The sequence below is a fragment of the Lutimaribacter pacificus genome, assembly GCF_900142185.1.
Taxonomy (GTDB): Bacteria; Pseudomonadota; Alphaproteobacteria; order Rhodobacterales; family Rhodobacteraceae; genus Lutimaribacter; species Lutimaribacter pacificus.
Window position 1 is genome coordinate 1 of the sequence record NZ_FQZZ01000008.1, and the last position, 14,793, is coordinate 14,793.

15 protein-coding genes are annotated in these 14,793 nt (G+C 61.5%); 3 read left to right on the forward strand and 12 right to left on the reverse strand.

Features of this window, described 5'->3' with window-relative positions:
• Positions 1 to 30: 30 nt before the first annotated feature.
• From F3H87_RS17210 to F3H87_RS17220, 3 genes are all read right to left on the reverse strand, one after another.
• A complete protein-coding gene (locus F3H87_RS17210) occupies positions 31 to 222 on the reverse strand; it encodes a hypothetical protein (RefSeq protein WP_149789153.1) in 192 nt (63 codons plus the stop codon).
• Positions 213 to 890 (reverse strand): TRAP transporter small permease subunit, encoded by a 678-nt coding sequence (locus tag F3H87_RS17215; protein WP_149789152.1) that lies wholly within the window; start codon positions 888 to 890, stop codon positions 213 to 215. The genes F3H87_RS17210 and F3H87_RS17215 overlap by 10 nt, the downstream gene beginning before the upstream one ends.
• Positions 891 to 970: 80 nt before the next feature.
• Positions 971 to 2,002: a TRAP transporter substrate-binding protein gene (locus F3H87_RS17220; RefSeq protein ID WP_149789151.1), complete on the reverse strand. Its 1,032-nt coding sequence runs from the start codon at positions 2,000 to 2,002 to the stop codon at positions 971 to 973.
• Between the two features lie 156 nt (positions 2,003 to 2,158).
• On the opposite strand from F3H87_RS17220, the gene F3H87_RS17225 reads away from it, so the two are divergent.
• The 3 genes from F3H87_RS17225 to F3H87_RS17235 all read left to right on the forward strand — a co-directional run bounded on the left by F3H87_RS17225 (position 2,159) and on the right by F3H87_RS17235 (position 5,329).
• Positions 2,159 to 3,676 (forward strand): AMP-binding protein, encoded by a 1,518-nt coding sequence (locus F3H87_RS17225; RefSeq protein WP_149789150.1) that lies wholly within the window; start codon positions 2,159 to 2,161, stop codon positions 3,674 to 3,676.
• Positions 3,677 to 3,741: 65 nt separating this feature from the next.
• The gene (locus tag F3H87_RS17230) at positions 3,742 to 4,419 is read left to right on the forward strand and encodes a GntR family transcriptional regulator (protein ID WP_149789149.1); all 678 of its coding nucleotides are present in this window, start codon (positions 3,742 to 3,744) and stop codon (positions 4,417 to 4,419) included.
• A 313-nt stretch (positions 4,420 to 4,732) separates the two neighbouring features.
• Positions 4,733 to 5,329 carry a transglutaminase-like cysteine peptidase gene (locus F3H87_RS17235; RefSeq protein ID WP_149789148.1) on the forward strand — a complete coding sequence of 199 codons (597 nt, stop codon included), beginning with the start codon at positions 4,733 to 4,735 and terminating at the stop codon, positions 5,327 to 5,329.
• Between the two features lie 49 nt (positions 5,330 to 5,378).
• On the opposite strand, the gene F3H87_RS17240 is transcribed toward F3H87_RS17235, so the two are convergent.
• From F3H87_RS17240 to F3H87_RS17280, 9 genes are all read right to left on the reverse strand, one after another.
• Positions 5,379 to 6,146, reverse strand: coding sequence for a choice-of-anchor K domain-containing protein (locus tag F3H87_RS17240; protein ID WP_188129245.1), 768 nt, complete (start codon positions 6,144 to 6,146; stop codon positions 5,379 to 5,381).
• Positions 6,147 to 6,254: 108 nt separating this feature from the next.
• Positions 6,255 to 6,854, reverse strand: coding sequence for a hypothetical protein (locus F3H87_RS21855; RefSeq protein ID WP_188130049.1), 600 nt, complete (start codon positions 6,852 to 6,854; stop codon positions 6,255 to 6,257).
• A gap of 588 nt (positions 6,855 to 7,442) precedes the next feature.
• Positions 7,443 to 8,870, reverse strand: coding sequence for an aldehyde dehydrogenase family protein (locus F3H87_RS17250; RefSeq protein ID WP_149789146.1), 1,428 nt, complete (start codon positions 8,868 to 8,870; stop codon positions 7,443 to 7,445).
• 25 nt (positions 8,871 to 8,895) lie between these two features.
• On the reverse strand, positions 8,896 to 9,870 hold the full coding sequence (locus tag F3H87_RS17255; protein WP_149789145.1) for a dipeptidase: 975 nt from the start codon (positions 9,868 to 9,870) through the stop codon (positions 8,896 to 8,898).
• A 43-nt stretch (positions 9,871 to 9,913) separates the two neighbouring features.
• Positions 9,914 to 10,918, reverse strand: a complete 1,005-nt coding sequence (locus F3H87_RS17260; protein WP_149789144.1) for a LacI family DNA-binding transcriptional regulator — start codon at positions 10,916 to 10,918, stop codon at positions 9,914 to 9,916.
• 19 nt (positions 10,919 to 10,937) lie between these two features.
• The gene (locus tag F3H87_RS17265) at positions 10,938 to 11,231 is read right to left on the reverse strand and encodes a muconolactone Delta-isomerase (protein ID WP_149789143.1); all 294 of its coding nucleotides are present in this window, start codon (positions 11,229 to 11,231) and stop codon (positions 10,938 to 10,940) included.
• Positions 11,232 to 11,241: 10 nt separating this feature from the next.
• A complete protein-coding gene (locus tag F3H87_RS17270) occupies positions 11,242 to 12,861 on the reverse strand; it encodes a phytoene desaturase family protein (protein WP_149789142.1) in 1,620 nt (539 codons plus the stop codon).
• 33 nt (positions 12,862 to 12,894) lie between these two features.
• Positions 12,895 to 13,869 carry an ABC transporter substrate-binding protein gene (locus F3H87_RS17275; RefSeq protein WP_149789141.1) on the reverse strand — a complete coding sequence of 325 codons (975 nt, stop codon included), beginning with the start codon at positions 13,867 to 13,869 and terminating at the stop codon, positions 12,895 to 12,897.
• 80 nt (positions 13,870 to 13,949) lie between these two features.
• Positions 13,950 to 14,792, reverse strand: a complete 843-nt coding sequence (locus tag F3H87_RS17280; RefSeq protein ID WP_149789140.1) for an ABC transporter permease — start codon at positions 14,790 to 14,792, stop codon at positions 13,950 to 13,952.
• Position 14,793: the final 1 nt, after the last annotated feature.

Consider the following 14,793-nt stretch of genomic DNA (forward strand, 5'->3'; position numbering starts at 1 on the left):
GAAATCCGAAAGGGCAAAAGTGGACGACTTTTACGCCGCCCGCGACAACACTATGCCGTCGCTACCGTGGCCGAGTATTGCTCCGCCGTTCACAGCGTTTGCGATAAAGCCGAAACCGATCCCGACCCCGGCCAGAACAAAAGCCACCGGAAAGCCCGTGAAAATCAGCATGGCAAGCGTCACGAACATCAAAGCCGGCAATGCGGCAACCATCAGTTCCACGTCCGGGTCTCCCTATCGGCCATATCATCGGCGCCCGCAGGTCCGGCCACGGGGCCGTCCTCGGCCAGTTGCATGATGTGTTCAGTCGACTCGACGTCGAACAGCTCTGCGTTGGCGGCCCGCAGGTCGGGCGGACCGAACAGGAAGACGATCGACCGCAGCAGAACCGAAAATCCGGCCATGGCAAGAACGACGAACCCCACGGGAAGCATCGCCTTGATCGCCCAGCGATACCCCAGCCCGCCATTGGACGCCGAGGTTTCGCCCATTTCGAAACTGCGCACCGAAAAGGAATACCCGTGATGTATCAGAAACACGCAGTAGGGGATCAGGAACAGCAGGCAGCCGATCAGTTCGATCCATGCGCGCGTGCGGGGCCGCAGGCGGTCGCGCAGCAGCTCAACCCGGACCTGCTGGTTCTGTGTGTAGACATAGCCAAGAGTCAGAAGGAAGATGATGGAGTGCAGGTACCATGCGGTTTCCGACAAGGCCGTCGATCCGATGTTCATCGCGGAATCGACATAGTCGGGATAGGCACCCATGAATTTTCGCGTGCCCACGTCGTAAAGGATCACCACCATAAGCGGGACGACCAGCCAGGCGGCAAGCCTGCCTATGCGCTCGGTGAGACCTCCGAGGAAAACACTTATCCTGAATAGTGTATGCACAAAGGCCCTCCCGACCTGTCCGGCGATAATGGAGCGATCAGGGCGCGCAGAAGGACATCCCGCGCGCCCCGCAAGGGCGATCAGTTCTTGGGCAGGTACCCCATCTCACCCCAGATCGCGTAGCTTGCGCGGAAATCGCTGTAGGACTTCCAGACCTTGGCAAACTCCTCATCGCCTGCCGCCTGCTCCTCGGCGACCTCCTGCCAGGCGACCTCAAAGGCATCAATGAATTCCTCGGGCCATTTGTGCAGGGTCACGCCCTTTTCCTCCAGACGCGCCAGCGAAGGAAACTGCATCGCCTCGCCTTCGGCCAGGCTGCGGGTGACAGCCGCCTCACAGACCGTATCGACAATCGCCCGCTTTTGTTCCGACAGGCCATCCCATGCGGCCTTGTTGAACATTACCTCGAAGAAGGTCGATTGCTGGTGCCAGGCCGGGAAATAGGCATGCTTGGCGATCTGGTAGAGGCCCACCGCCTCATCAATTGCAGGCATCGACAATTCGGTACCGTCAATCGTGCCAAGCTCCAGCGCCGTGAACAGATCGCTTGTGGCGATAAGCTGGGTCTGGACGCCCAGCTTCTCCATCACCTTCCCGCCAAGCCCGTTATAGCGCATCTTCATCCCGCGCAGATCGTCGACCGTGGCAATCTCTTCGCGAAACCACCCCGACGTTTCGGGCGGCATCACCGCGCATATAACACCGTGCACACCGCGCTTGTGGTAGATTTCCTCATAAAGGTCCTTGCCGCCCCCGAAATAGAACCAGGCCAGATATTCCCCGGCATCCGGGCCGAAGGGCACGCCCGTGAACATCTCGCTCGCCGGAATCTTGCCAACCCAGTAGGAGGGCGTCGAATAGCCGGCCTCGACCGCGCCGGTCTGCACCGCGTCGAAGGCTTCGAGCGGCGGGACGATTGCCCCCGGCTCCTGGAACGTCAGCGTGAGCTCGCCGCCGGAAACGACGTCGATCCGGTCCGATATCCAATGGCCCAGCGTCCCGATTTGCGGCAGGGACAAGGGGAATGCGCTCTGCACATTCCAGTCTTCGGCGGCGACTTGAGTCGCCGCCGCCCCCATGATCGCAGCAAACGTCATCTTCCTGATAAACATGTGTTTCTCCTCCCTGCTTGTAAGGCAACGCCCGGTGTGACTCGCGCCATCTCCCTCTGGCGAAGTGTTGCACTTCATTTTGAATACACCAATTGTGTATATGTATGCAACATGCTAATCAATGAATAACCAAGACGATGCGCCGGGGAGGAACCAATGTCGCAAAACCTGTACGACATGCTAATGGCCGAGTGCTGCGCCAAAACCGAGATCGCCGTGGAAACGCAGGCAGGAAAGCAGACATCATATAGCCAACTGGCAAGTCGCGTTGATGGTATCCTGGGCGCATTGACCGCCTGCGGCGCCCGGCCGGGCGACCATGTTGCGGCCCAGATTCCCAAGTCAATCGATTCCATTGCGCTCTATCTGGCGGCACTCAAGGGTGGACTCGTATACATTCCAATGAATACGGCATACACGGATTCGGAGCTGACCTATTTCATCGGCGACGCCTCGCCGCGCGTGCTGGTCTGCGACCCCGAAAACCAGGATCGGCTGAACCGGAAATTCGCCACCGACCGCCTGACCGTCATGACCCTGCCCGCTCATGACCGGGCGGCGCCCGGCCCTCGCGTGACGCAGCACCCCACCACGCACCGCGGCCCCGATGATGCGGCGGCGATCCTTTACACGTCGGGTACGACCGGTGAACCGAAAGGCGCGATCATCACCCATGGCAGCCTGACATGGTGCACAAGGCAACTGGTGGAGGAATGGAAATTCACCGCAGACGATGTGATTACCCACACCCTGCCGATGTTCCACGCGCACGGGCTGTTCCTGGCGGTCAACCTGCCGCTTGCCGTCGGGGGGAAGATCCTGCTGCACGATCGCTTCGATGCCGAGAGCTGTATCGCAAGTTTCGCGCGGGCCACCGTGTTCATGGGGGTGCCCACGCTCTACAAGCGTCTGCTCGCCTCCCCGCGACTCGATGCGCAGGCCTGCGCGCGAATGCGGCTGTTCACCTCGGGATCGGCGCCGCTGAGCCAGGTGGATTTCGATGCGTTTCAAGGCCGCACCGGCCAGACGATCCTGGAACGCTACGGCATGACGGAGGCATTGATCATCTGCTCCAACCCCCTGGAGGGGGATCGCATCGCCGGCTCGGTCGGCTACGCTCTGCCGGGTGTGGAAGTGCGTATTGCAAAGGACGGTGCGGTCTGCCCCTCCGGCATGGTTGGTATGCTCGAAGTACGCGGCCCAAACCTGTTTCGTGAGTATCTCAACAAACCGGACAAAACCCGCGAAGAGATGACCGGCGACGGTTTCCTGAAAACCGGCGACCTGGCCCGGCAGGATGCCGATGGCCGCGTCTGGATCGCCGGGAGGCAGAAAGAGCTGATCATCTCGGGTGGCTACAATGTCTATCCCAAGGAGATCGAGAATGTTCTCGACACCTTCGACGGCGTGGGACAATCGGCCGTAATCGGGGTGCCGCATCCCGATTACGTGGAAGGCGTGATCGCGATTGTCGTGCCGAAATCGGCGGAAACCAGGATCGACCTCGACGAACTGAGCGCGTTTGCGCGCGAACGCCTTGCGGGATACAAGGTGCCCAAATGGTTTCTGTGCCAGGATCGCCTGCCTACAACCAGCGTCGGCAAGGTCATCAAGGCCAAGCTGATCGAGCAGCATCGGACGATCTTTTCCGACACTGAAAACCCGGGCAGGTAGAAACTTTTGGTATCCATATCGGCACGCGCACCATATCTTCTACCGCCAGTGACGGGGGAGGCTCGATGAACAAGGTAAACAGCAAGGTCAATCGGTCGACCGAAATTCGGCAGATCATAGAGAGCCAGATTATTTCGGGGCAACGAAAGCCCGGCGAACGACTTGAGGAATTGCAGCTCGCACGCGATTTCAATGTCTCGAGAACGCCGGTTCGCGAGGCCCTGTCCCAGCTTGAAAACTCGGGCCTGATCGAATCCCGCGGGCGGCAGGGAACGGTTGTGCGGACGATCTCCGCCCAACAGGTCCTGGGCGTGATGGAGGTGCTCGGCGCCCTCGAAATGCTGGCGGCCGGCCTTGCTGCCCGGCGCATGTCGCAGGACGAGCGGGATGCGCTGGTCAAAAAACACGAAGAGTCCGCCTCGCTGGTCGAAAACCGGGATTTCGAAGCATTCGAGGCCATCAACCGCGAACTACACGAACTGATCTATGCCGGTTCCCGGAATTCGCATCTGCGCGAAAAGATCGTCGGCGAGAGGAGAATCATGGAAATCGTCCGACCGTCGATCTTCCGGTCGGTCGGGCGGCTTGAAAAGTCCTTTCAGGAACACGCAGCGATCGTCGAGGAAATCGCAAACGCGAATGACGCACAGGCAGAGCGGCTGATGCGCGAACATGTTGCAACCGGCGGAAACGTCTTTGCCGATCTCGTCGCCAACCTTCGGGCGAAGACTGAAAAAGGCTAAGTGTTGAATGCTTTTCCCTGATGCGCCCACCGTTTGACAGATTCGATGTGTCAGGGTCGGGGTCGGCAGGCAAATCCTGGATGCCGGGCCCGGTGAGTCCCGTTCGAACCACCTGTTGATTGCTGAAAGAACAGGCCGGCGACACGGCCATTCCCAGGCCGGTTGTCATCGGCCTGACAGCCCCTGCCGGAAGATCGCCCCACAAAAAACACCGTCTTTGTCGAAATCCTGACACGATCGCCGCTATGCTCTGGGGTTATCGAATGAATAACCTGGGAGCATTCCCGCCGGGAATGGGGTATGGATGAAGATCATGGGACAGTCTGTTCGCTATGCTTTGGGTCGGGTTCGCGGATATATCGCGGCCCTGTGCTTTCCGCTTGCGCTGCTTGTTCCGCAGGCCGCGGTGGCGGATGGCGGTTTCCTGCAGGCCCGGATGGCCATGCCCGCCCCCAAGGGAGCGCAGCAAATCTGCCAGACCTACCGGTGGGCTTGCGCTGCACAGCGCGCACGCACCCTGAACTCCTCGGCAGAGCTGGCCCTGGTCCTCGACGTCAACACGAAGGTGAACACGACGACGCGCGCGGTGCCGGACGCGTCACAGCACAGGCGTGCCGAACTTTGGTCGCTGCCGACCAGCGCCGGCGGCGATTGCGAGGATTTCGCCCTGCTGAAGAAACGGGAACTGGTGCGCCTTGGCGTCGATCCGGGCCGGTTGCTTCTGGCCACGGTGCTGGACCGGCGGCGCGTTCCCCATGCCGTTCTGGTCTACCGGTCGCACAAGGGCGACCTGCTGCTGGACAACCTGACCGACAAGGTCGTGAACTGGCGCAGCTCCGGCTATGTCTTCCTGCGGATGCAGAACCCCGACAGCCCCGATCAGTGGGTCGGCGGCTTCCGCATGGGCTGAAGAACGGCGGCCCGGGCATGGCAGACTGCCCCGGGCCGACCCGTAAGGATCACGCCGCCTTGCGCTTGCGGCGCGAGACATAGCCGACCGCACCGACCGCGCTGAGCAGCAGCGGCAAGGTTGCCGGAACCGGAACCACCGTGGGCGAGATACGGGCATAGATGTCGGCGCGGGCCGGGTCGATATCGTGCCATGCGCCACTGTGCCATGCCTCGTACACCACGAACTCGTCCGAGAATGTCGCGCCGCCATCCGAGGACAGGCCGAGAATCTCGAACATGTACCGCTGACCGCCGACCATGAAATACTGAACCGCCGGAGCCTGCTGCACGTGCAGAGTATCCGCGTCGTCAGGGACAGACACATTGTTGTTCGTGGTCGTCAACACGTCGAAGGCATAGTCGAAGGACAGGATATCGCCCACCGCCGGGTCCGAGAGCGCCACATCGATCGTCAGGTTCGCCCCCAGGAAATCGTGGCTGGCAGCATAGCTCAGGCCGTTGCGATATTCGAAGCTGCCCAGCGAGAAAATGCCCCCGTCCGTGGTCCAGTTCGCCCCGCTTGTAAAGCTCATGTGGTTACTGTCGGGGTCGGTTTCGCCGATATAGGTGGCGATCGCCTCGTCCGTTTCCGGCACCGAGGACACCCATTCGACACCCCAGGTGACGGACGCGCTGTCACCGTTATTCGCAACGGTGTGGCCAAAGCTGCCATCTACGGATGTCCATGCGCCCTGGGCGGAGCCTGTAAAGGTCGCGGCGTGGGATGCGGCCGCGGTGGCCAGCAGAAACGCGCAGGTCAAAATCGACATTTTCATAATACAACTCCTGAATTCGGTTCCGGCCTTGTCCCGGACGGCCCTCCGGGGCCGGTTTTCGTTCGGTTTTCCGTTCATGCGTTCGATCATCGGTTTCGGTCTGGACACTTAGTTGGTCACACCGGACCCGGGGCCGCTGGGACCGCCATTGTCGCCGCCACCGTTGTCGCCGCCGCCATTGTCGCCGCCACCGTTGTCACCGCCGCCGTTGTCACCGCCGCCGTTGTCGCCGCCACCGTTGTCACCGCCACCGTTGTCACCGCCACCGTTGTCACCGCCGCCGTTGTCACCGCCGCCGTTGTCACCGCCGCCGTTGTCACCGCCGCCGTTGTCGCCGCCGCCGTTGTCGCCACCACCGTTGTCGCCACCGCCGTTGCCGGGGCCGGCGCCAACCTGGCCGGCGCCATCGGCGTGACCGTCCCCACCGCTGGCGGCTGCCGTCGAGAATGTCGTCACTTCGGTCAACGCCACCGTAAGGCCGGAACACATCCCCTGGGTCTCTTCCAGGATGCGGCCGAAATCCGAACGTTTCTGGATTTGCGCAACGAAGCCGGGGGTCAGGCGGTCACATTCACAAAGCTCTTCGGTCGACGATGCGAACATTGCCGTCCAGCCAGTGCATCGCTTGTCGGCCATCGCCGGCGATGCCAGCGATCCCAGGACGATACACAGGGCGAGACCGGCGGGTATGGGCATATTGTTGAACATAGATGAACCTTTGAGAATAAATTTGAGTGTTGCGGCGTAAGTGTCGCCAATGGATCGGCAATGCAATGAGGCCACCAAGGAACCTGCCTCAGTTGTGACATATTTTAAACATCTGTCCGCCCGACTTCTTGACCGGCATTCCGACGTGAAAGAACGCGAGGCACAATATATAGCGCCTACTTATCTATGAGATACCATTTGATGTGTTCTCGTTGTCAAACCGGAAACACACTATCGTTGATCCGCAAGGGTCCGCCCGCATCAGCCCCTCCACAATCCGAACACAATTGCGTTTATTGTAAAGATACGGTTGCCAACGGGCCGTATCAGACCGATGGAAAAGCGGCCTCCGAATGGCAGGTATGGCTGGCATTTGTGCCTTACCAACCCGGCGCCACGCGGCCGGGGCGGCAGAAAACATCTGCAACACTGACCCGGAACCGCGCCTGAAACAGCGAACGGAGGACCCCCCGGTCGTCCGCAGACGCCCGGCGATCGCCGAGGTTACCTGAGACCAGGTTATCCGACCGGATCAGGTTGACTGTCAGTGCATGGCGATCCCGGATGGTGCAGCGGCAGCCATCGACCTCAATCCGTGCCGTAGCCGACGATCGCCTTGATCTCGAGGAATTCCTCAAGCCCGAAACGGCCCCATTCGCGCCCGTTGCCGGACTGCTTGTAACCGCCGAAGGGAGCGCCCCGATCGACGGCGGGGTAATTCAGGTGAACGCCGCCCGCACGCAGGGCGCGGCCAACTGCCCGGGCGCGCTCGAGGGACGCGCTCTGCACATAGGCGGCAAGGCCGTAGGGCGTATCGTTGGCGATCCCGATCGCCTCTTCCTCGCTGTCGTAGGGAAGGATCGACAGGACCGGGCCGAAGATCTCTTCACGGGCAATGCGCATATCGTTGGTGACGTCGGTAAAGATCGTGGGTTTGACGAAATGTCCTGCATTCAGGCCGTCCGGCTTGCCAGTGCCGCCGCATATCAATGTCGCACCCTCGTCGATACCGCTCTGGATAAGTTCCTGCACCTTGTCATATTGCGCCGCGTTCACCATCGGGCCCATGTTCACGTCCTCGCGCGAGGGATCTCCGACGACATAGGTCGCCGCCGCTTCGCGTGCGAGTTCGGCAACGCGGTCCTGCATGGCGCGCGGCACCAGCATCCGCGTCGCGGCACTGCACGACTGCCCGGCATTGCCAAAGCAGCGCGCCACGCCCGGTGCCACCGCCTTTTCAAGGTCGACATCGTCCAGAAGGATGTTCGGTGCCTTGCCGCCGAGTTCCTGCGCCACCCGTTTCACGTTGTTGGCTGCAGCCCTGGCGACCTCGATGCCGGCGCGGGTCGACCCGGTGAACGACACCATGTCGATACCCGGATGTCCCGAAATAGCGGCCCCGACCGTCGCGCCATAGCCGTTGACAAGGTTGAAAACCCCCTTGGGAAGGTCAGCTTCGTCCGCGATCTCGGCAAAGACGATCCCGCTGAGCGGTGCCTCTTCACTGGGTTTGAGCACCATCGTGCAGCCCGCCGCGATTGCCGGAGCGACCTTGCAGATGATCTGGTTGACCGGAAAGTTCCACGGCGTGATCAGCCCGCAAACCCCGATCGGTTCGCGGGTCAGAAGCGTCGTGCCGGACATCTCGTCGAAGTCGTAGTCGCGCAGCACGCGGATCATCTCGCGCAGATGGTTGGGGCCGCTGGCGGCCTGAATATTGGTCGCGGCGGTGATCGGGCAGCCCATCTCGTCGGACAGGACCCTGGCGATATCGCCCTTGCGCTTTTCAAAACTCACGAGAAGCGCTTCGAGCAACGCGATCCGGTCGTCGACCGAACTGCGGGAAAAGGTCGCAAAGGCCCTCTGCGCAGCTTCGACGGCGCTGTCGACATCCGCGGCGGTGGCTTCGCTCACCTCGCCGATTTTCCGCTCGGTGGCGGGGTTGAAGACGTCGATAACACCTGTGCCCTGCGAGTTCCGCCACTCACCGTCGATATAAATCTGCCTGCTGTGCATACCAGCCTCCTTGTTCATCCCTGTGTCATTTCCCGCCCGGAAAAACCTCGCCGTAGACGCGGCGCCAGTTGCCGAAGCAGATCGCCTCGACCTCGTCCGGCGAGAAACCGATATTGCCGAGCGCGCCGGGAATGCGGCCGATGTGGCGAACCTCGGTGAACCAGTCGAGCGGTGCGGTGGTGCCCGGGTTTTCGGGCGACCCGGCGCCGTAGTCGATTTCGCGCGTCCAGCGCCCCATGCGCATCCAGTGCATGTCGGCCAGGGTGTGGCCGTGGCTCCGGTCGGTTCCGATACCCACGTGGTCGATACCCACGAGGTCGACGGTACGGGCGACGATCTCGGCCCATTTCTCGGCGCTCTCGGCATGTTCGGGCGCGCAAATGTTTCGGTAGCTGGCACAGCCGATGATTCCGCGCCGTTCCTTGAGCAGCGCCAGCGTCTTGTCCGTCTTGTTACGCTTGTGCGGTATCACTGACGCGGGATTGGCATGAGTGATCGCCACCGGTTTATCCGAGTGTTCGATGACCTGCTGGCTGGTGAGTTCACCCACATGAGACAGGTCGATCAGGATGCCGTGTTCGTTCATCTCACGAACCATCACCTTGCCCGCGCGCGAAAGGCCGGAATCCTCGGGTTCGTAGCAGCTCCCGCCGTATTCGTTCTGGTTATTGTAGGTCAGCTGGACCACGCGCACGCCGAGATCTTGGAAAAGTTCGACAAAACGGATGCGGCTGTCGAAGAGGTTGGTGTTCTGAAAGCCGACGATGATCGCCGTCTTGCCCTCTGCCCGGGCGCGGTCGATGTCCTCGGCGTCACGGACCAGCACGACGAGGTCCGCATTCTCGCGGGCAAGGTCGCGCCAGCGGGTGATGGCGTCGAGGGATTCGATACACCCCTGCCAGAACCCCCCGGTGATGGTGACGCAGCTGACCGCCCCTGCCCTGAGTTCTTCGAAAACACCGCGGTTGAAGTGCCCGCATTGAAGTCCGTCGATCAACATGTTCGTTCCTGTTCCTGGGATGATTTCTTGCGATTGGATACGGTCAGATCGTCGACCCTCGGATCATCAACTGGCGTCCGATCTTGTGTTGCAGGACGGGTCCGGCCGGACTCTCGGCCGAGACGACGATTTGTGCCGCCTGAGTGGCGAGTTCCCGGTAATTCGTCGAAAGCGTGGTCATCGCCGGACGAACGAAGGACGCCCATTCGATATCGCCGAAACCGATGATCGACAGCGCCCCGGGAACAGCGATCCCGGCGTCGGCCGCGGCGGCCATGACACCCAGGGCCATCTCGTCGCTGCCGCAGACGACGGCATCGAAATCCTCCTGCCGCGCCGCGATCTTCTCACCCGAGGCATAACCTGCCGGGTAACGGTAAGCGCAGTCGAAGACGCGCTCCCCGGCAACCTCCACGCCCCATTCCCCAAGCGCACGCCGGTAACCCTGATAGCGCCACGACCCCACGGCAGACCCTTCGATCCGCCCGACATAGCCGATCTTGCGGCAGCCCCGGCGCAAAAGGTAGTCGGTCGCTTCAAAGGCGCCCTGGTCGTCGTCATGCCAGACCGAGGGAATACCGTCGGCGGACCTGTCCTGGCCGACAACGATGATCGGACAGGCCGAGAATTCAACCTCGGAACGAAAGCTCCCGATTGCCGCCATGTCGACGGGATCGGGGGTGGCCAGGATGAGGCCGCTCAGACGCAGCGCCTTGGCCCGGGCCAGGATCGCTTCGAACCGGTCCCCCCGATGGCCGAGGTTGAAAAGCAGAAGGTCCAGACCGTTCGCCTCGAGTGCGTTCTGCATATGCTGCGAAAGCTGGAGGTAGACATACTGTTCGATATCGCCGATGGCGAAGGCAACCGTATTGTTCTTGCCGCTGCGCAGCCCTTGGGCAAACAGGTTGGGTTCATAGCCAAGCTCGCGCACGGCACGCAACACACGTTCTTTCGTGGCCGGGGCCACGATCGACTTTTCACTCAACACGCGCGAAACCGTGGCAGGCGACACCCCCGCCCGTTTGGCTACATCCAATACGGTTGTCACTTTCCAATCCTCCTGCCGATCAGACTTCGTCCCGCAGCGGATCCACGGGATGCCGGGCCATCGGATAGACCTGAAGGTCCATGTATGGCCAGACCGGGAGGCTGGTCAGCACGTCATGCAGTTCGGTTGTGTCCCTGGCGCGCCAGAGACCCCAGTTCTCCTTGCGGCCCGGCACCCGCCACATACGGACCAGATGCCCCTTTTCCACCAGCGTGGCGGCATGGGCGCGCTCACGGTTCCTGAGGTCGAGCCGTTCCTCCTGCGTTACGGATTCGGGCCATATGAATTTGATATTCACCAGATACTCGGCCATTCGCCTTCTCCTATCCTTGTGTCATTGCGTGAACGCCCCCGGAGGTTCCTGCCATATCTCTCAGGACCGCCCGGGCGGTGTTGTGACCGGCGATGCCGGAGACGAAATTGCCGGGCCAGCACCCGTTGCCCGACAGGTAGAGACCGTCAGTATAGGTGCGATAATTCTGCAGGCCCGGAAAGGGACGCATCCAGAACTGGCGGAAGGGCAACATGTCCCCGTGCGATATATTGGCCTGCACCAGCCCGTACTCGGTTTCGAACTCGTCGGCGTCGAGCATGGCGTAATCGCTCACGATGCCGCGGATGTTCGGTATCCATTGCTCGAGAATATCGAGCACCCGGCTGAACAGGCGATCGCGCTCGTCCGCCCAGGTCGTGCCGGTCAGATTGTACGGAGCGTTTCCGATGTTGAGCGACAGGACATGCTTGCCCTCGGGCGCCAGGCCCGGGGATGTCATGGACGAACACAAGCCCCAGATCACCGGATTCTCGGGAACCCTGCCGAGCAGCATGTCGGCATAGCTCTCTTCGAGGTAGCGGATGCTCGGCGCGACGCGAAGCTGGGCGGCGGCCAGCGCCCTGGCCTCGTCCTCGTTGCCGGCAAAAGTATAGCGGGGGAAATCGTCGAGCGCGAGAACCACCTTGAATGCCTTGCCCCGCAGGGGTTGGGTGCGCCGTTTTTGGGCAACCGCGGTCCAGCGTTCATCGTCGCTTTCGAGGATATCGACCGTAAGATGAGGGTTCATCGCCGAAATGACAATCGGCGCCACCAGTTCGGTGCCGTCTGCAAAAGACACACCTGCCACCTTGCCGCCCCTGGTGTAAATCCGGTCGGCGGCCTTGTTCCTGAGGATTGTGACGCCCTGCGCGGTGACACTGGCCTCCATCGCGTCGATGATGGCCCCCATCCCGCCGACGGGCAGGCCGGTCGATCCGCGCAACGGCATCCGCCGTGGGTCGTCCTCTTCCGTCGCGGCGAGCGAGGCGAGCGATAGCGGCCGCATCATCAGGTTAAACGGCGTGCCGGGCGTCGAAGGGCCGACGATGCCGCTTACCACGGCAAGCGGGCTCAACAGCGACTGGCTCTGCGGCGAGAGTTCGAAATACTCGAACAGTTCCCGCGCGCTGCCCAGCACGATGCGCGAAAACGCCTCCTGGTCCTCGATCGCGTCAAGGTTCCGCACAAGTTCCTTGAGCGTCGGAGGCTCCCGGAAAAGCGAGATGCCAAGCCGGTTGGCGAACTTCTGGAGGTAGTCGTTGAACGCGTTGTAGCGGCTGGATTCTCCGGGGCGGAAACTCTCGAGGATTGCCTCCGTCCGCTCGCGTTCGCGCCAGCCGATAAACGGTTGCGAATCTTCGAGCGGATGAACCAGCGTGGGGTTCGGGCGGACGAACTTCAGCCCGAACTCCTCCAGCTTCATGTCGTTCACGATCATCGGCTCAAGCGAACCGGGCGAATTCGTGATGGTCGAAAAGTAACCCGGCAGGAACTCCCGGCGCGCGGCCGGGCCGCCTACGAAATCGTTCTTTTCGGCGATCACCACCTTCTGCCCGGCCGCGGCAAGATAGCTCGCCGCGACAAGGCCGTTGTGACCACCACCTAGTATTATGACGTCGTATTCAGACATTCTTCGGGTCCGGGTTACTTTCAGGCTCTGGTCTCAGGGGAAATACTTGTCGGTGTAATAGGCCGAGGCCTCCCAACCGCCGTCCATCTCGCCCACATCCTCGAGAACCTGAAGAAGCGCGGTCACCTGCCCTTCAGAGACATGGCCCCAGTCATCCGCACCCGCATCGGTCGACAGCGCCAGAAGGCCGGTCATGTAGTCGACGCACTGGGAATGCTCCCCGGGCAGTTCACGCTCTGCCCGCGCCAGCGTGCAGGCGGCCTCCGGGTCGGCGGCAACCTCCTGGAACGCCCTCTTCGTTACCTCCAGGAAGGTCGTGATACTGTCCCCAAGCCTCTCCTCGGAGCCGGGATTCACGGCGAAGCCGAAGCCGAGAAGCGGCACACCGTGTTCGGCCAGAAGGAAGGATTCCGGCTGGTACCCGGCCCCGCGCACCAGCGCGTTATAGGCATAGGAATCGCCGCTCACCACGTCCACCTGTCCGGCCATGAGGGCCGTGGTCTTGGTGCTGCCGTCCATCGACACGATATTGAGATCGGTTTCGGAAATATCGTTGGCCAGCTGGAATATACGCAGGCTCAACTGATCCGATCCGCCGGGCGTGCTGCCGATGCGATACCTGGTCAGGTCCTGCGGTTCGTTCAGTTCGACCTTGCCTTCAAGCCCGATGAATGAGGCCGCGGTACGCGGCTGGTAAACCCCCACGATCCTGAGCGGAATACCCTTCGAGATCGCATGTGCGGCATTGGTGATGTTGAGGTGGCCGATGTCGTAGTTGCCCTGACCGACAAGCTGTGCGGTCGTATTCGATCCGCGGCCTTCCTCGAACTCGACGTCAAGTCCGGCCTCTTCGTAGTAACCCTTGGCCAGAGCTACAATAAACGGTGCATGGTAGGGGCGCCATGCCCAGTCGAGCGCGACCTTGATCTCGTCCGCCAGGGTCGCCGAGGGCGCCGCCAGCAGGGCCGCGGAAGCCGCGAGCAGTGTCGTTCTGATCTTGCATGTCATCGTTGCATTCTCCGTGTTGGTTGGTTTCCGTTGGTTTTATTATTATTTTTGTGATTTTTCCCTGGACGCCTGTTCCCTGGTCACCGCTGGCTTGCGTGCCAGGGGATCGACAGTTTCTCGACCAGTTCGGCGAGGTACCAGATGGTCACCCCGAAAACCGAGATGATGATGACCGATGCGAATGCGTAGGGCGTGTCGAGGCTGCCGACCGCCTGGATCAGCGCATAGCCAAGGCCGCGGTTCGAGGCGACGAATTCACCGATCACCGCCCCGACCGGAGCGCCGGTCGCCGCGATCTTGATACCCGAGAAGACATGCGGAAGCGCGGTCGGGATGCGTATCTTCCACATCGTCTGCCACCGGTTCGCCCGCATCGACTTGACCAGTTGGAGCAGGTCGGGTTCGGCCGACTTCAAACCGGTCACCGTGCTCACGACGATCGGGAAGAAGGTAAAGACGACGACGAAGATGATCCCGCTTTTAAGTCCGAAGCCGATCCACACCAGCAAGAGCGGCGCAACGACCACCTTGGGGATAGCATGAGCGATCACCAGCCATGGATAAAGCACCCGGTCGATCGAACGCGATGTCGCAATGGCGGCCCCAACCACGATACCAAGCACCAGCGCGATGACAAAGCCCACCGACGAGGCGACGACCGTGTACCACAGGTGCGACATCAGAACCGGCCACCGGTCGATCATCGTCTCGAAGACCTGCATGGGTGCGGGTAACAGATACTGGGGCAAGGCGAAGCCCCAGACCGCCAGCTCCCATAGCAGAAGACCCGCGATGCCGCTCAGCAGCGGCAGAAGCGATCCATGATAGATCTTGAGCCATTTGGCCCGGCGCACCATACGCTGGTGCTCGGCCAGGTCTTCTGTCTCGGCGGCAGACGGGTTGTCGATACGTAGCTCCGTCATG